Annotated in this window: 13 protein-coding genes; 2 read left to right on the forward strand and 11 right to left on the reverse strand. The window is 73.6% G+C overall.

What is annotated here, in order from left to right; all coding sequences use genetic code 11:
- Positions 1 to 43: 43 nt before the first annotated feature.
- Both LO772_RS00715 and LO772_RS00720 read right to left on the reverse strand, forming a co-directional pair.
- Positions 44 to 4,090 carry a type I polyketide synthase gene (locus LO772_RS00715; protein ID WP_231776320.1) on the reverse strand — a complete coding sequence of 1,349 codons (4,047 nt, stop codon included), beginning with the start codon at positions 4,088 to 4,090 and terminating at the stop codon, positions 44 to 46.
- Between the two features lie 472 nt (positions 4,091 to 4,562).
- The gene (locus LO772_RS00720; protein WP_231776321.1) at positions 4,563 to 5,567 is read right to left on the reverse strand and encodes a helix-turn-helix transcriptional regulator; all 1,005 of its coding nucleotides are present in this window, start codon (positions 5,565 to 5,567) and stop codon (positions 4,563 to 4,565) included.
- 343 nt (positions 5,568 to 5,910) lie between these two features.
- On the opposite strand from LO772_RS00720, the gene LO772_RS00725 reads away from it, so the two are divergent.
- Positions 5,911 to 6,621 carry a hypothetical protein gene (locus LO772_RS00725; protein ID WP_231776322.1) on the forward strand — a complete coding sequence of 237 codons (711 nt, stop codon included), beginning with the start codon at positions 5,911 to 5,913 and terminating at the stop codon, positions 6,619 to 6,621.
- Here LO772_RS00725 and LO772_RS00730 read toward each other — a convergent pair.
- The 4 genes from LO772_RS00730 to LO772_RS00745 form a co-directional block, all read right to left on the reverse strand.
- Complete coding sequence (locus LO772_RS00730) at positions 6,608 to 7,246, reverse strand: YdcF family protein (protein ID WP_231776323.1); 639 nt, start codon at positions 7,244 to 7,246, stop codon at positions 6,608 to 6,610. The two genes, LO772_RS00725 and LO772_RS00730, sit on opposite strands and share 14 nt — an antisense overlap.
- A 127-nt stretch (positions 7,247 to 7,373) precedes the next feature.
- Entirely contained in the window at positions 7,374 to 7,676 is a 303-nt protein-coding gene (locus LO772_RS00735) for a hypothetical protein (RefSeq protein WP_231776324.1), read from the reverse strand.
- Positions 7,677 to 7,763: 87 nt separating this feature from the next.
- Positions 7,764 to 8,060 (reverse strand): hypothetical protein, encoded by a 297-nt coding sequence (locus LO772_RS00740; RefSeq protein WP_231776325.1) that lies wholly within the window; start codon positions 8,058 to 8,060, stop codon positions 7,764 to 7,766.
- A 10-nt stretch (positions 8,061 to 8,070) separates the two neighbouring features.
- Positions 8,071 to 9,426 (reverse strand): glycosyltransferase 87 family protein, encoded by a 1,356-nt coding sequence (locus LO772_RS00745; protein ID WP_231776326.1) that lies wholly within the window; start codon positions 9,424 to 9,426, stop codon positions 8,071 to 8,073.
- A 244-nt stretch (positions 9,427 to 9,670) separates the two neighbouring features.
- On the opposite strand from LO772_RS00745, the gene LO772_RS00750 reads away from it, so the two are divergent.
- Positions 9,671 to 11,197 carry a multicopper oxidase family protein gene (locus LO772_RS00750; RefSeq protein ID WP_231776327.1) on the forward strand — a complete coding sequence of 509 codons (1,527 nt, stop codon included), beginning with the start codon at positions 9,671 to 9,673 and terminating at the stop codon, positions 11,195 to 11,197.
- Here the strand turns inward: LO772_RS00750 and LO772_RS00755 are convergent.
- From LO772_RS00755 to LO772_RS00775, 5 genes are all read right to left on the reverse strand, one after another.
- Positions 11,187 to 11,798: a hypothetical protein gene (locus tag LO772_RS00755; RefSeq protein WP_231776328.1), complete on the reverse strand. Its 612-nt coding sequence runs from the start codon at positions 11,796 to 11,798 to the stop codon at positions 11,187 to 11,189. The genes LO772_RS00750 and LO772_RS00755 overlap by 11 nt on opposite strands.
- A 264-nt stretch (positions 11,799 to 12,062) precedes the next feature.
- Positions 12,063 to 13,502, reverse strand: coding sequence for an NADP-dependent phosphogluconate dehydrogenase (gene gndA, locus LO772_RS00760; protein WP_231776329.1), 1,440 nt, complete (start codon positions 13,500 to 13,502; stop codon positions 12,063 to 12,065).
- Positions 13,503 to 13,586: 84 nt separating this feature from the next.
- A complete protein-coding gene (locus tag LO772_RS00765; protein ID WP_231776330.1) occupies positions 13,587 to 14,780 on the reverse strand; it encodes an MFS transporter in 1,194 nt (397 codons plus the stop codon).
- 496 nt (positions 14,781 to 15,276) lie between these two features.
- On the reverse strand, positions 15,277 to 15,714 hold the full coding sequence (locus LO772_RS00770; RefSeq protein WP_231776331.1) for a hypothetical protein: 438 nt from the start codon (positions 15,712 to 15,714) through the stop codon (positions 15,277 to 15,279).
- A complete protein-coding gene (locus LO772_RS00775) occupies positions 15,711 to 16,409 on the reverse strand; it encodes a hypothetical protein (protein WP_231776332.1) in 699 nt (232 codons plus the stop codon). The genes LO772_RS00770 and LO772_RS00775 overlap by 4 nt, the downstream gene beginning before the upstream one ends.
- Between the last annotated feature and the right edge of the window lie 4 nt (positions 16,410 to 16,413).

Here is a 16,413-nt window from a genome sequence, read left to right on the forward strand (position 1 = left end):
GCGGTGGTGTGCGGTCGGGCTCATCTGTGGTGTGCGGGGGCGCTCACGCGGTCGCCGAAGCGGGCACGCCCGCGGGCGCCCGGTCCGCCGGTTCGAGGGCCAGTACGCGGTCGAGCAGGAAGTCGGCCAGGTCCTCGATGGTCTGGTAGTCGAGGGCTTCCATCGCCCTGAAGCGGAATTCGAGCTTTTCCTGGATGCGGCGCTGCAGGTCGGTGACGCGCAGCGAGTCGAGGCCGATCTCCAGCAGTGCGCGCGAGGAGTCGATCGCGTCCGCTTCGAAGCCGAGTTCGGCCGAGGCCCGGCCGAGGGTCGCCTGCACCTCCTGGACGACCCACTCGGTGACCGCCTTGCGCCGCTCCTCGTGGGAGAGGGGCGCGAGCAGGTCCAGCAGTTCGCGGCGGGACCCTCCGATCCGCCGGCGGGCGTCGTGTGCGGCGGGCCGTGCGTCGTCCGTTCCGCCGGACAGGGCAGCGGAGTTCCGGTATTCGGCGTTCTCGATCTCGGCGACGACGCGCCCTTCGTCGTCCGTGACCCGCAGGTCGACGGCGAACGCGGCGTGCGCGTCGCGGGGACGCCGCCGAAGGTGTGCCCAGATCCGGTCGGGCAGCGGCCCGGACAGCACCATCCGACCGATCCCGACCGGGAGGTAGCCGCCCGGCGGCAGGTCGGCGCCGCCGGCGAGGAAGAGGGCCGCGGCCAGTTGGAGGCAGCCGTCGAGCATCACGGCCGAGCGGTGGGAGTGGCTTTCGGCGGGCGCGCCGTCGGGGACGGCGGTGATGCGGGCGAGGGCCTCGCCCCGGTCGGGTGCCGCGACCCACAGTTCGCGGACGGTGGCGAAGTGGTAGCCGTGCTCCAGGCCGTCGTCGCGCAGCCGGCCGTACAGCTTGGCGGGGGCGACCGGCGTGGGCGTCCGCGCGCGCAGCGCCTCGGGCCGCGACCCGGTCGCGGCGGGCGCCGTGGCGGGCTTGATGGTGCCGTGGCAGTGCTCGGCCGCGCGGGCCCACGGGTCACCGTCGGCGCCGCCGCCGATCGCGAAGTGGCGGGCACCGTCCGGCCCTTCGGCTCCCGTACGGGGCAGGGTGACCCGGGCGACGCATGTCCTGCCGCGGGCGAGGACGAGCGGGCGGGTGAAGCGGACGCCGGCCAGTTCCACCGGGCCGGTTCCGCCGCCCGTCTCCGCGTGGACGCGGACGGCCAGCTCGATGTGGCCCGCGGCCGGGAAGACGGTGGCCCCGTGGATGCGGTGGTCGGACCACGGCGCGGCGGCGGCCAGTTGTTCCTCGTGGACGTGGGCCGACGGCTCGGACGCGGGCTGGGACGCGGGTGCGGGGACGACGGGTGCGGCGGCCACCGGTTCCGGGGCCGGGTCGACGACTCGGGGTGGGGCGGCGGAGGACGTTTTCGCGGGTGCCGGGGTCGCGGGGGCGCTCCGCGGCTCCTCGGTCCACCAATACCGGTCCTTGCGGAAGGGGTACTGCGGCGCCGCGGAGGTCCGCCGGTAGTGCGGGCCCTGGTAGAGCCGCGGGAGGTCGACGGGGGCGCCGGACGTGAACAGCGCGCCCGCCGTGGTGAGCAGGTGCCGGACGTCGCGCCGGTCCCTGTCGAGGGTGGGCAGCGCGGTCACGCCCTCCGCCCCGAACGCCTCGGCGACGTGCCGGACCAGCGCCGGGTGCGGTCCGATCTCGACGACGACGGTGCAGCCCGACGCGACGGCCGTGCGCACGGCGTCGTGGAAGTGCACGGCCCGGCGCGCCTGGTCCGTCCAGTACCCGGGCCCTTCGTCGCCGGTCAGCGGGCGGCCGGTGATGCCGGAGATCACGGGCACGCGCGCGGACTCGGCCGAGCCGCCCGGCCGGAACGCGGCGGCGCGTTCGTGGAGTGCGGGCAGGACCGGGTCCATCAGGTGCGAGTGGAAGGCGTGGGAGGTGCGCAGCCACGCGGTGTCCACCCGGGCCTTCTCGGCCAGTGCCGCGATCTCGTCGACCGCGTCGGCCGTTCCGGAGACGACGACGCTCCGCGGACCGTTGACGGCGGCGATCGCGGCCGAGCCCTCCCGGTCGGCCAGCCAGCCCCGGACCGTCTCCTGGTCGGCGGTGACCGCCAGCATCCTTCCCTCGCGGGGCAGTTCGCCCATGAGTCGGCCGCGCAGCACGCTGAAGCGGGCGGCGTCGTCCAGCGTCAGCAGTCCCCCGACGCAGGCGGCCACGACCTCGCCGATGCTGTGCCCGGTGACGGCGGCCGGCTCGACGCCCCAGGAGCGCAGCAGCGCGGCGAGGGCGTACTCGACGGCGAACAGCGCCGGTTGCGCGAAGCGGGTGTCGTGGACGTCCCGTGCCGGGTCCTCCTCGAAGAGCACGTCGTGCAGCGGGACGCCCAGGTCCTCGTCCACGGCTCGTGCGCAGCGGTCGATCGCGGCGGCGAACACCGGTTCGTGTGCGTGGAGTTCGCGGGCCATGCCGGGGTACTGGGTGCCCTGTCCGGAGAAGACGAACGCGACCTTGGGGGTCTTTCGGGGGGCCTGTCCGCCGGATACCGACGCGGGGGCGCGGCCGGTCTGCCACTGGCGCAGGGCGTTGGCCAGTTCCCGGCCGCCGCCCCCGGTCACGGCGAGTCGGTGGCGCAGCGAGGCGCGTCCGGAGGCGGCGGTGAACACGGCCTGCGGGACGGCCTGTCGGCCGGTGCGGGAGAGCAGGTCGGCCCAGCGTCCGGCCAGTTCCCGCAGGCTCTCGGGTGTTTTCGCGGACAGCACCAGCAGTTCGTCGGCGCGTGGCGCGCTCCGCGGGTGGTCGGTCCGCGGCGGTGCCTCGCGGAGTACGGCGTGGGCGTTGGTGCCGCTGTAGCCGAAGGAGTTGACGCCGGCGAGCCGGGGGGTGTCCGCGCGGGGCCAGTCCACCGGGTCCGCCGGGATCTCGATCGGGACGCCGTCCAGGTCGATCCTCGGGTTCAGCCGGTCCAGGTGGATGCTGGGGTAGATGGTCTCCCGGTCCAGGGACAGCGCGGCCCTGACCACGCCGAGGAGTCCGGCGCCCGCCTCGATGTGGCCGACGTTGCTCTTCCCGGAACTGACGTACAGCGTCTGCCCGGGGGCGCGCGCGGCGCCGTAGGTCCCGGCGATGGCGTCCATCTCGATCGGGTCGCCGACCGGTGTGCCGGTGCCGTGTGCCTCGACATAGCCGACCTGTGCCGGGTCGACGCCCGCGGCGGCCAGCGCGGTCCGGATCACGCGCTGCTGGCTGCGGCCGTCGGGCGCGGTGAGGGTCTTGGACCGGCCCGTGTGGTTGACCGCGGTGCCGACGATGCTCGCCAGGATCGGGTCGCCGTCCGCCTCGGCGAGGGACTGGCGTTTCAGCAGCGCCGCCACGCATCCCTCGCTGCGTACGTAGCCGTCGGCGCCCTCGTCGAAGGTGCGGCAGCGCCCGCCGCGGGAGAACAGGCCCAGCTTGGCGAACGAGATGTGCACGTTGGGGGCCAGGATGGCGTTGGCCCCGGCGACGATGGCGGCATCGCACTCGCCGGTCAGGATGGACTGCCGGGCCAGGTGGACGGCGACCAGCGATCCGGAGCAGGCCGTGTCCACGCTGACACAGGGCCCCTGGAGGCCGAGGAAGTGCGCGATCCGGCCCGCGCTGACGCTGTTGGCGTCGCTCATCGCCTCGTACGCGGTGATGGCCTGGAGGCCGCCCTCGACCTTGAGGGTGGCGTAGTCGTGGCCCATCAGCGCGAGGAAGACGCCGGTGTTGGTCCCGGCGAGTTCGTCGGGGTTCTGCCCGGCGTGCTCCAGGGCGTGCCACACGGTCTGGAGCAGCAGGCGCTGCTGCGGGTCCATGTAGGCGGCTTCCATGTCCGAGATCCCGAAGAACCCCGCGTCGAACCGGTCGACGTCGTCCACGAAGCCGCCGTGCCGGACGTACGTCCGGCCGGCCGCGAGCGGATCCGGATCGTAGAACTCGTCGACGTCCCAACGGTCGTGGGGGATCTCCCGGATGCAGTCGCGGCCTTCCTCGAAGACGGCGCGCGCCTCGTCCAGGTTGTGCACGCTCCCGGGGAGCGTGCAGCCGACCCCGACGACGGCAAGGGGTTCTGTCTCCAACTGGGTGCTCCTTCGGTGACGGCGGCGGATTCGCGGAACCCGGCGGAACGGGGGCGGATTTCGGGCGGCGATCGGGCGGAGATCGGGGCGGGGCGTTCGCGCCGGCGCGCGGGGCCCCGCTTCGGGTGACGCGTGCGGGAGAGGCGTGGCCGGGCCGCGGCGGCGCGCGTCTCGGGAAGGGGGTGCGGGGAGCCGCGCCCTCGGCGGCTGCCGGGGTGCGGCGCCCTGGGCAGGCCGTTGCGCGTGCGGACAGGCGGGTGGGACCAGGTGGTGGTGGTCGGTGCCGTCGGGGTGGGCGCCTCGGGGGCCGGCGGGGGCTCCGGAGGGCGGGAGGCGGCGGTCCGCCGCGGTGCGTGCGGTAGGCGGGGCCGGTGGCGGCGTGTCGTGGAGGGCGGCTGGTCCGGGCGGTTGGCTTGCTCGTCGATTCTTCCGGCCGCCGCAGGTGGTGTCTTGCCCTGGGGCGACCATCCGGTTAGCCGGGAGCGTCCCGATGCAGCCGCTCGTCGCGGAACCTGCCCGGCGGGACGCCGTACCTGGCGCGGAACACGCGGCTGAAGTCGGACGGCAGCGCGAAGCCGTTGCGCAGCCCGATCTCGCTGATCGGCACGGATCGCAAGGCGCCGTCGCAGAGTTCGCGCCGGCAGTTGTCGAGCCTCCGCTGCCGGATCCAGTCCGACGGTGTGCTGCCCTCGACCTTGAAGAGCCGCTGCAGTTGGCGGACCGAGATGTGGTGTGCGGACGCGACGAGGCTCGGGGTGAGGTCGGGGTCGGCGAGGTTGCGGTCGATGAATCCGCGGACGCGCGTCATCAGCTCATGGTGCCGCGTCGGGCCGCCCGTTCGGTCCAGGTCGGCGAAGTGCCATTCGAGTACGGCCGCGGCCAGGTGCAGGGCGGCGTCGCCGAATCGGGCCGCTTCCGGTGGGCGCAACCCCGGCGCGCGGGCGGCGGCTTCGACGAGGAACCGGCGGAGCAGCGCGCCCGGGCCCGCGGCGTCGCAGACCTCGTGGCGCGGTTCGCCGGTGTCGGGCAGAACCGTGGGCACGGCCGCGCCGGGGAAGACCATGACGACGGCTTCGGCGGCCTGGCTTCCCGGTCCCGGGCCGATGGCCAGCGGGAGCCGGGTGTCGGTGTCGCACAGTGCCACCGCCTCGTCCCGGACGACGAGTTCGCGTCCGGCTCGGGCGACTCTGATCGCGCCGAGCGTGCTCAGGACGAGGGCCAGTTGTCCGGGCTCGGCCTCCAGCAGCCGCGGGCCGGAGTCCGCCGCGGGGAAGCCGATCTGGTGCGTCGTGACGCTGCCCAGCGCGGTGGTGCGCGGGGCCGGATGGGCGCGGATCTCGTGGTCCCGGCAGCCCGGTCCGCCCGTGGGCCGCGCCGGAGCGCACGCGGCGTCGCCGGGCGCCCGGAGGCGCGCCCGATTGTGGTCCGGCCGGGCGCGGCCGTTCTGCGGTGATTCTTTGCCATCTCGCCTGAGCATGGGCGTTCTTCCCCCGTTCCGGCCGCGTCCCCGGTCCGGCCGCGTCCCCGGTCCCTTGACGCGACCGCCGGGTGCGGCCGTGAATCGGCCCGTTACGGCTTCGCGGAAAGCGTGCCGCTGCCGCGTGGCGGGCAAACCTCCGCCCGATTAATGAGTCTCATCGTACGAGCGAGGGATTTCGGGTTCTTCGCGAGACCGTGCGATATCCCGGTGAAAAGCGCTCCTCTTGTGATGACGCGACCGGTCAATTGGCCTGCCGCGCCGAGCCGTTCGCGACATCCGGAACGCGGGCGACGCCCGAGGCACAATCAAGCCGCGAAGGCCGGGGGCGAAGGGAGACACGGTGACGCAGGACATGACGGCGCACGGCGTGGAGGCGTCCGAGGACATCGACGAGATCGCGGACATTCTCACCGATGCCTTCCGCGACACTCCGGTGACCAGCTGGATGGTGCCCCACGATGTCCCGCGGAGGGAGCGGTACATCACCGCGTTCATGCACACCTGGGTGCGCTTCATGATCCGCCACGAGGGGACCGCGCTCATCTCCCCCGGCGGCGACGCCGTGGTGGTCTGGGAGCCGTCCGAGCGCGCGCCCGTCACCGCCGAGGCGCACGACGCCTTCCGCGCCGACGTGGCCGCCGTGACCGGTCCCGCGGCCGGGCGCTGCCTCGCGCTCATGGACCTCGTCGACGCGCACTATCCTCCCGATCTGCCGCCCCACATCCACGGTGCGCTGGCCGCCGTCCGGCCGGGCGGCGGAAACCAGGGGGCTTTTCTCGGCCTCGCGGTCGCCACGCTGCACTACATTCATCCGCGAAAACTGGGCGTCTATTGCGAGGGCTCGTCGGACGAGAGCACCGCCCTGTGGGAGCGTATGGGCGCCACGCCGATCGCCCCGAAATTCCGTATCCCGCACAGCGACATCGCGCTGACCCCGCTGTTCATGCACCCCGACGACATCGCCCGCCACCCGGCGGTGCCCGCGCTGATGTCGGCCGCGACGAACGGCGCGCAAATCCCCGCGCAATACTCCGCCATTACGCGGCTGTGAGGGCGAGGAATCCCGCTTTTCTCCGACGCGGCGAGGATTTCCTTTCATCGGGCGTGAGACGCCGCAGGGTGCGAAGCCCGTACAACGCCAGAAGCGGCTTCAGGACCGTCAATTCGCCGGGGCGGTAATCGGCCGCGCGCACCAGTCTCTCGGCGAGGTCGGGGCGCTGCCGCCGCAGGTAGGCGCGGGCCTTGAGCGCGTGGGCCGGCTGGGAGACGATCTTGATGCGGTCCGCGTCCTCCAGCAGCGGGATCACGTTCGTGATGTTCTCCCACGTCGTCGTGCTCCGGTCTTCGAGAAGCACCGGGCCGTCGAACGCCAGGACCGATTTCGCGTAGTCGGCCATCACCCGGGCCTCCGCGGTCCCGCCGCCGGGCGTGCCGCCGCTGAAGATCACGCGGGTCGCGTGGGCACGGTCGGCGGCGATGGAGCGGATCCCGGCACGAACGCGCCACCGATTGACCGCGTTCGCCGTCGCCTGGGGATTCCGATACCCCAACACCACCACGGCCTCGGAACCACCCGTACCGGCCACGACGAGCGCACGCGACCAACGCCGGTTCAACCATTCGCCCCACACCAGAACCCCGGTCCCGGCCACCGCCAAACTCGCCCTCCACCGCATGCGGCGACTCTAGGACACGTCCCCGCCATCCACCGAGAACCCGAACTCCCCCTCGCCGTGCGGGCCTTGCATGTCCCGGGCCCGCCCCGGTCGAAGCGGGATGTGCCGGGGGCGCCGGGTGGTGGGGTCAGAGGCGTGTGGCCGCTCGGGTCAGGGCGCCTCCGATCAGTGCGTAGACGACGGCCGCGAGGCCTTCGTTGACGAAGACGCGTGCCTTGTGGCCGTCGGGGGTGAACAGGTCCTTCGCCCAGCCGGTCAGGCCGTTCGCCCAGTCGGTGAGGGTGCGTACGAGGTCGTTGTCCGGGTTGGCCTCCAGCAGCACCAGGAGAATGTGCAGGACCAGGATGCCCACGACCACCCCGGTGGCGATGCGGATCACGAGCGCCAGGAGGTTCGCGTGGGTGCGACGGCGCGTGGATGTCCTCCTCATGAGTGAACCGTTGCTCGGGATCCGCGCACCGAAACGGACTTGTCCGACCTGTGACTTCCGCCCGGGTCTGCGCCTCGGGTCGGTGGTTCAGAAAACGGTTCGGTCCAGCCAGGTGTCAAGGACCTTGCGGTCGCCGTGAATCGTCAGCCGGGCATCGTCGGCGGACATCCGGCGCAGCGCCAGGAGATAGAGATCGACCGCGGTGGCGGAGACGGTCACCGTGGCCGCCGCGTGGGTCGTCCCGGTCCACGCGATGGTGTCACCGGCGCGGGCGACGGACCAGCGCGCGTCGGTGTCGGTCGCGGTCAGGGCGAGGGTGTTCGCGTCGCCTTGGGATGTTCGGAGGGAACGCGCGGGAGTGGCATCGGAGTTGAGGGAGAGCATGGGGCGGGGGTCACCGCCGGGTGGGTGTGGCTGTGGCCGCGGAGAGCAGGAGGAGGGTGAGGCCGAGGATGACGTAGGCGTTGGACAGCAGCAAGTCGGGGAAGGCCAGGTCGAGTTCGCGGCCGGAGCGGTAGGGGACGTTCCAGATGATGCCGGTCGGGATGTTCTTGGGCAGTTCGACGCGCTCGCCCGGGATCGCGAGCATCACGGCGGGCACCGCACCGGCTCCGGCGAGGAGTGCGGAGCGCCGCCACCGGGAGGCGTGTACGCGGTGGGCGGCACCGGCCAGGAGCACGGCGCCGGGGACGATCCACACCCAGTGGTGCGACCACGATATAGGCGCGATCAGCAGGCCGGTCAGCGCGGTGACGCTCAGCCCGGCCAACTCGCCCTGGCGGCGGGTGCGTTCGTCGGTGCCGGGGGCCATCGCGCGGCGCCGGAGCAAGACCGCGGACACGACGCCGACGACACCGACGGCCGCGGTGAGCGGCAACCACACGGCGACGGACGGGTCCGGATCCCCCATCACCCGCGCGAGCGCGCCGCGCAGCGACTGGTTGCCGGGCCACTCCAGCGGCCCGACGCGCGAGGTGTCGAGGAACAGCATCTCCCCCCAGTAGCGGCGGGACGCCTCCGGGAGGAACACCAGCCCGATCGCGACCGTCGCCGCGAACGTCCCCAGCGCGGTGAACGCGGCGCGGGCGCGCCCGGTCGCGAGCAGGTACAGGCCGAAGAACGCCGGGGTGAGCTTGATCCCGGCGGCGATGCCGATGCCCACACCGGTCCGGCGGTCGCCCGCGGGCCGGGAGAAGTCGTACAGGACCAGGCACATGACCAGGAGGTTGATCTGGCCGAACCGCAGGGTCTCCTGGACCGGTTCCGTCCACAGCAGCGCCGCGGCGGTCACCGCGGACGCCGCGCGTCGGGTGCCCGGCGACGTGACGCCGGCCAGCCCCCACGACAGGTGCGCGGCGACGTAGAGCAGTACGAGGTTGAGCACGACGCCCAGGGTTTCGGCGGCGCCCAGCGGCATCCACGCGAGCGGGCCGAAGCCCAGCGCCGCCCAGGGGGTGTACGTGAAGGGAAGCCGGGCGGCGCCGACCGACAGCTCGTAGAGGTCGCGTCCTCCGTCCCACGCGGCCGATCCCCCGGCCCGGTAGACGCGCAGATCGCCCAGCCACCACATCTGGCCGGGACGGGACGCCGCCAAGGCGAGGTACGCGAGCAACGAGACCGCCGCGACCACCGTCCATATGCGCGGGACGGCGAACGGGAGGTCGTCGGCGCCGGCGCGGCTGCGGGGCCGACGTCGGGCGGGGAACGGGAGCCGGACGGCGCCGGTCCGCCGAGGGGACGGGTCGGACATGCGCCGAGCGTGTCAACGCCCGTTTGACCATGTCAAATGGCGGATTCGGGGAGACGCGGGCCGGGCGGTGGCCGTGGGGGCGCCTCGGTCGTGCCCACCGCGCGGTGAGGGGCGGGATCAGGCGCGGCCGGGGTCCGGCGCGTGCGCGAGGGCGTAGGCCGGACGGGTGATTCGCCACCGCTGACCAGGCGACGGAGTGGGCTGTTCGGTGTCCCGGTCCGGACGGGCAGGGAGACGTGCCCCCATGGACTCCCTCTCCCGCAGGTCTCTGCTTCGTGTCGGTGCCGGTGCTCTCGCCGCGTGGGCTGCCGCGCCCGCCGCGGCCTCCGCAGCGGGCGGCGTTCTGCCGCCGGGGCGTGGCGGGCTCCCCCGGCGCGACGAAATGCCGGTGCGCACGGTGTCGTTGACCGCGACGCCGGGTCCGGTCGATCTCGGCGGTCGCACGGTCACGACGTGGTCGTACGACGGCCGTGTCCCCGGTCCGCTCATCCGCGTGGGCGTGGGCGAACCGCTCGCGGTGGTGGTGGCCAACAACCTGCCCGACCCCACCACGGTGCACTGGCACGGGCTTTGCGTCCCGAACGCGCAGGACGGGGTGCCCGGTGTGACGCAGAGCGCGATCGCCGCGGCCGATGTCTTCTCGTACCGCTTCACGCCCTCCTCCCCCGGCACCTACTGGCTGCACCCGCACGTGGGTCTGCAGCAGGACCGGGGCCTGTACGCGGCGCTGATCGTCGACGACCCGGACGAGCCGCTGGCGTACGACGCCGAATGGCTCGTGGTGCTGGACGACTGGATCGACGGCACGGGCGCGACGCCGGACGACGTGCTCGGTGAACTCACGCGCGGTTCCCACGACTCGGGGGGCGCGGGCGGGCACAGCCGGGCGGTCGAGGGCGACGACGGGGGCGCGGAGGCCTCGCACGTGCTGCCGCGCGACGCGACGAGTCCGCTGCTGGGCGGCCCGGCGGGCCACGTCGCCTATCCGGTCCACCTGGCGAACGGCCGTACGCCCGACGCCCCGGAGACGTTCGCTGCGACGCCGGGCGCGCGCGTCCGCATCCGGCTCGTCAACGCGGGCAGCGACACCGCGTACCGCGTCGCGGTCGGCGGGCACCGGATGACGGTCGTCCACGCCGACGGTCATCCGGTGCGGCCCGTGGACACGGACGCGCTGCTGCTCGGCATGGGCGAGCGCTACGACGTCCTGGTCACGCTCGGTTCCGGGGTGTTCCCGCTGGTCGCGGTCGCCGAGGGAAAGGCGGGCGCGGCGCTGGCCCTCGTCCGGACCGGCGCGGGCACGGCTCCCGACGCGACCGTGCGGCCCGCCGAACTGGACGGGGAGCGTGTCGGGTACGAGTCGCTGGGGCCGCCGGCCGGCGCGGCGCCCGAGGAGCGGGAGCCGGACCGCGTCATCCGCATGGCGATGACCGGCAACGGGAGCGCGTTCGACTGGGGTATCAACGGGCGCCGCTACGACCCGGCGGAGCACTACCCGGTGGCCGAGGGAGAGCGCGTGCGCCTGGAGTTCGTGAACCGGACGCGCATGTGGCACCCGATGCACGTGCACGGCCACACCTTCTCGGCCGGGAGCCCCGCCGGGCCGCGCAAGGACACCGTGATCGTGCTGCCCGGCCGGACCGTGACCGCCGACTTCGACGCGGACAACCCCGGGCTGTGGATGGTGCACTGCCACAACGTGTACCACTCCGAGACGGGGATGATGACCACGGTCGCGTACGAGGGCCGGTCGGCCCCGGTCAGTCCGTGACGTACCAGTTGCCGTCGATGTATTCGAGGGTCGAGGTGCCCAACTCGTCCTCGGCGAAGGTCACGGACGCCTTGACCGCCGCGGCCGGGATGTCGACCCGCGCGGGCCCCTGGACCGTGATCTTGCCGGGGTCGACGGTCGCGGTGCGCAGGGCCGCCTTCTGCTCGGGCGAGATCAGCTCCTGGAGCACGTAGGTGTAGGCCGACCGGCACGCGCCGAAGCCTTCCTCCTCGGCCTTCTTCGCGGCGAACGAGGAGATCTCGCACATGGTGTCGAGGTCTTCGCGGCCGGTCGCGTGGAGGAATTCCTCGTACCGCGCGATCGCGCCCTGCGTCGTCTTGGGCGCGGTCCCGCCCGCCGTCGAGGGCGGTGCCGAGGAGTCGGGCGCGGGCGTGGTCTGCGCCGGGGTGGTCGCCGAAGAGGCGGACGCCGAGGGCGAGTTCGTGGCGGTCGCCGAGGGCGGCGGTGGCGGCGTGGGGGCGGACGCGGAGACGGACGGTGCCGCGCTCGACGCCGCGCCGCCGGCCTTCGCGTCGTCGTCGCCGCACCCGGCGAGTGCCAGGATCAGCCCGGCCATGATCACGCCTGACAGTGTGCGCACAGATTCGGCCCTTCCCGGATGGACTGGAGAAGCGCCGACGCTACTCTCATCGCCCCGGTCGCGAACCACGGAAATACGGAGAACGGTCAGTTGGCCCACGATCGTGTGATGTCGGCCTGACCGTCCGGTTTCCGGGTCCCGGTCATCCGGTCGCGGCGGTGACGGCCTCCGCGGCGGCGTCGGCCGCGGAGGTCGGAGCGTCGGTGTTGTGGCGTGTGAGGCGGTCCGTTCTTCTGCTCCGCCTGCCCTCCCCCGGCCCTCTTGTCAGGCCGGTGTCTCGGGGCGGCCCGGCTCCGACCAATGGGTGTGGAACGTGCCGGGGCGGTCCGTGCGCTGGTAGGTGTGGGCGCCGAAGTAGTCGCGTTGGCCTTGCACGAGTGCGGCCGGGAGCCGGGCGGCGCGGAGGGTGTCGTAGTAGGCCAGCGCGGCGGAGAAGGCGGGGGCGGGGATGCCTCTGCGAGCGGCACCGGCGACGATTTCGCGCCAGGGCACCTGGGCGTCGGTGATCTCCTCCAGGAATTCCTTCTCGTCGAGCAGGCTCACCAGGTCGGGTTGGGCGGTGTACGCGGCGCGGATGCGGTCGAGGAAGGCCGCGCGGATGATGCAGCCGCCGCGCCAGATGGCGGCGATCGCGGCGAGGTCGATGGTCCAGCCGTATTCGGCGGCGCCGTCCTGGATCATCTTCCATCCCTGGTCGTACGCGATGATCTTCGACGCGTAGAGGGCGTACTCGACCTGGGTGGCGAAGCGTTCGGCCTCGCTGCGGCTGAGTTCGGGCACGATGCCGCCGGACAGCCCCCGGTACGCGGTGCGCAGCGCGGGCTGCGCGGAGGCGACGCGGGCGAAGGTGGCCTGGGCGATCGCGGTGACCGGGGAGCCGAGGTCGAGCGCGGTCTGCACGGTCCAGCGGCCGGTGCCTTTCTGGCCGGCGGCGTCGGCGACGATGTCGAGGAACGGGCGTCCGGTGTCGGCGTCGGTGTGCGCGAGGACTTCGGCGGTGATCTCGATGAGGTAGGAGTCCAGCCTGCCCTGGTTCCAGGTGCGGAAGATGTCCGCGATCTCGGCGGGGGTGTAGCCCCCGGCGTGGCGGAGGAGGTCGTAGGCCTCGGCGATGAGCTGCATGTCGGCGTACTCGATGCCGTTGTGCGCCATTTTGACGAAGTGTCCGGCTCCGTCGGCGCCGACGTGGGTGCAGCAGGGGTCGCCGTCGACGCGGGCGGCGACGGCTTCCAGGATCGGGCCGACGGCGGCGTAGGCCTCGGTGGATCCGCCGACCATGATCGACGGGCCGTTGAGGGCGCCTTCCTCGCCGCCGGAGACGCCGGTGCCGACGAAGTGGATGCCTCGTGCGCGCAGGGCGGCCTCGCGGCGGCGGGTGTCGGCGAAGTGGGCGTTGCCGCCGTCGATCATGATGTCGCCGGGTTCGAGGAGCGGGGCGAATTCGTCGATGACGGCGTCGGTGGCCGGGCCCGCGTTCACCATGATCATCAGACGGCGGGGGCGTTCGAGGGACGCGACGAACTCCTCGGGGCCGGCGGCGGCGACGAACGTGCCTTCGCCGCCGTATTCGTCCATGAGGGCGCGGGTGCGGGACTCCGTGCGGTTGTGGACGGCGACGGCGTAGCCGTGGCGGGCGAAGTTGCGGGCCAGGTTGCGGCCCATGACGCCGAGTCCGGTGACGCCGATCTGCGCGGAACTGTGCATGTGCGAGCCCTGTTCGTCGGGTGGTGTGCGGCGGCGGGTGGGACGGGATTCACCGAGTCTGCGACAACCGGGGCGTCGAGCCGTTCACCGACGCGCGAGCCTGCGCAGCAGCAGTGCGGCGACGCCGGCCGCCAGGACGATCACGCAGCCGGCGAAGACGAGGCCGGCGCCGCGCAGGCCGATTCCGGTGGCGAGCGCTCCGACGCCCACGACGGGCAGGGAGATCCCGGTGTACGCGACGACGAAGAACGCGGAGATCGTGGCGCCGCGCCGGTCCTCCGGGGCGACCTCGCCGACGCTGCCGAGCGCCGCGCGGAACGCCAGTCCCTGGCCGAGGCCCGCGACGATCGCGCCCACGACCAGCACCGGCAGGGATTCCGCGGCGAGCGAGGCCGCGACCAGGCCCATGCCGGCGGTCAGCACGAGGCAGCCGACGGGCAGGGCGCGTTGCGTGCCGACGCGGCGGGTGAGGGACTGGCCGATGGTGGAGGCGCAGAACACCGAGAAGACGACGGCGCCGACGACGGCGAGGTTGTCCTCGTGGAGGGTTTCGGCGAGGAAGCCCGGTGCGACGGCGGTGAAGAGCCCGAGGACGGAGAAGCCCGCGAAGGCGGCGAGCCCGGCGGGGACGAAGACCGCGCGCGTCTCCTTCGGCACGACCATGCCTTGCGGGCGCAGGCGGGGGCGGGGGCCGCGCGGTGTCACGGTCTCGGGCAGGGCGAGGGTGACGGCGAGCGCGATCGTGAGCAGCCCGATGTGGACGGCGTACGGCAGGCGCAGCGGCCACGGCGCGTACTCGGCCAGGAGGCCCGACAGCAGGGGCCCGCAGCCGAGGCCGCCCATGTTGGCGGCGGTCGCGGCCAGGGCCGCGGTCGGTTTCCGGTCGGGCGGGGCGAGTTCGAGCACGGCGGCGGTGGCGGTGCCGCTGAGGAGTCCGGCGGAGAAGCCGGAGAGCAGGCGTCCGGCGAACAGGAGCGGCAGTCCGCCTTCGCACAGGAAGCAGACCGCGCTGAGGACGGACAGTCCCAGGGCGACGAAGAGGATGGGGCGTCGGCCGAGGATGTCGGAGAAGTCGCCGGCGACGAGGAGCGCGGCGATCACCCCGACGGCGTAGACCGCGAACACGATCGTCACCATCAGCTCGGAGAAGCCGATCTGCTCCCGGTAGAGCCCGTAGAGCGGTGTCGGCAGCGTGGTCCCGGCCATACCGATCGCGAACACTCCCGCAGCCGCGGCGAACCAGCCCGGGGCACGGACGTCCTCCGCGCGAACGATCATGGCCCCAACTTAGGTACGTGGGGCGGATCGTGCCTGGGGACGGGCCGGGTGCTCGGCGCCGGGGTGGGGGCGGCTGGGGGACGCGGGGATCGGTGGCGGGCGCGGCGGGGAGGCGAACCGGTCGGCCGGGAAGGGCTGCTCGTGGAACACGCCGCGGGCGGGCGCCGGCGAGAAAGGGGGCGGCGACGTCCGGCGGGGGCCGGCGGACACGCTCGGCGCTCGGCGTGGGAGCGGGGACGGTCGGCTGTGTGCGGTGGTTCGGGCGAGGACGGATCGGCAGGGGTCGGGGCCCGGCGGGCAGGTGTGCGGCGGCGGGGCGTTCGGGGTGGGTGGCCGGGTGGGGAGTGCGCGCGGTCGGGGGCGGCGTGGCGCGGGTGGGGTGCGCGGGTCGCGCGGGCGTCCCGGCGTCGCCCTCGTCGCTGTGCGGTGTGGTGCGGTGTGGTGCGGTGTGGTGCGGTGTGGTGCGGGGGTGACGGGTTGCCCGGTGGCCGCGGGGTCAGGGGGGTGGGCTCGGGTCGCCGGTGGGGGTGGTGGTCGCGGTGCGTTCGGTGAGGGAGACCTCGGAGGTCTTGATGCGGTGCACCGTCAGGTCGCGCAGGCAGCCGCCGACGCGGGCCTTTTGGTGTTTGGTCAGGGCCGGTTGGACGACGACTTCGAGGTGCCTGGCGTCGGGTCGTTCGGGGACGGCCATGAGCTGCGCCTCGGTGAGCGCGGTGGCGCACTCCCCCCACAGGTGCTCGACGTCGATCGCGCGGGGCGGCCCGTACCGGCCGTCGAGGGTGACGTGGACGACCGTCTCGCGGGCGGGGTCGGGGTGCCCGGGGCGGTACTGGAACTCCTCCATCAGCGCGTGGATCGCGGCGGCGACGAGGGCCGCGACGGCGATCGAGGCCACGGCCGCGACGGCGAGCCGCAGGCGCGGGGCGGTGCTCACGGCCGCTTCTCCTCGGCGCGGTCCCGCGTCGCGGGCGTGGCTCCGGCCGGGTCGGCGGCGACGATCGGGCCGCGCAGCCACAGTTCGGCGGGGTCCTGGGTGTCGTAGCCGACGAGGACGTCGGCGAGGCGCGTGTCGGCCGGGACCAGGAGCGTGTCGGGCAGGTCCGGGCGGAGCCGGGCGGTCTTGCCGCCGCGCCCCCGGTTGCGGGAGCCGCCGTTCGCCGCGCGGCCGGAGAACATGCCGGAGACGCGTTCCAGGACCCAGGCCATGCCGCTGGCGGCCATGCCGGCGCCGAGGAGGATCGGGATGAACACGCCGTAGCGTTCGGTGCGCGGGTCGGTCGGGGCGTTGAGCCACGCGAACGCGCCGGGCGACACCGCCGGGCGCGGGCGCTTCGCGGTGGGCGGGCGCAGGGGGGTGACCTGGGCTCCGGTGGCGGCGGGGAACGGGTGGGACGCGGCCGGGGGCGGCTCGGGGAGGTCGGCGGGTGCCGGGCGGGTGTCGGTCGGCGGCTTGGTGTCGCGGCGTCCGGGGAGGTTGCGGGTGCGCTTGTCGATGACCAGGCCGAGGACGAGGATCGCGCACAGCAGCGTGAGGTCGGCCGCGAGTTGGGCGCGCTGCCATTCCCAGCGTCCGATGTAGGCCATGGTGTAGCCGAGCGAGGCCAGGCCCGCGATCACGGCGGAGGCCATGGTC

Origin of the sequence: Yinghuangia sp. ASG 101 (genome assembly GCF_021165735.1) — a bacterium.
Lineage (GTDB): Bacteria > Actinomycetota > Actinomycetes > Streptomycetales > Streptomycetaceae > Yinghuangia.

Coding starts and splice junctions, on each gene's coding strand:
- gndA (WP_231776329.1), bottom strand. CDS start 13,502: ATGCACAGTTCCGCGCAGATCGGCGTCACCGGACTCGGCGTCATGGGC.
- LO772_RS00745 (WP_231776326.1), bottom strand. CDS start 9,426: ATGTCCGACCCGTCCCCTCGGCGGACCGGCGCCGTCCGGCTCCCGTTC.
- LO772_RS00735 (WP_231776324.1), bottom strand. CDS start 7,676: ATGAGGAGGACATCCACGCGCCGTCGCACCCACGCGAACCTCCTGGCG.
- LO772_RS00750 (WP_231776327.1), top strand. CDS start 9,671: ATGGACTCCCTCTCCCGCAGGTCTCTGCTTCGTGTCGGTGCCGGTGCT.
- LO772_RS00765 (WP_231776330.1), bottom strand. CDS start 14,780: ATGATCGTTCGCGCGGAGGACGTCCGTGCCCCGGGCTGGTTCGCCGCG.
- LO772_RS00775 (WP_231776332.1), bottom strand. CDS start 16,409: ATGGCCTCCGCCGTGATCGCGGGCCTGGCCTCGCTCGGCTACACCATG.
- LO772_RS00730 (WP_231776323.1), bottom strand. CDS start 7,246: ATGCGGTGGAGGGCGAGTTTGGCGGTGGCCGGGACCGGGGTTCTGGTG.
- LO772_RS00720 (WP_231776321.1), bottom strand. CDS start 5,567: ATGCTCAGGCGAGATGGCAAAGAATCACCGCAGAACGGCCGCGCCCGG.
- LO772_RS00740 (WP_231776325.1), bottom strand. CDS start 8,060: ATGCTCTCCCTCAACTCCGATGCCACTCCCGCGCGTTCCCTCCGAACA.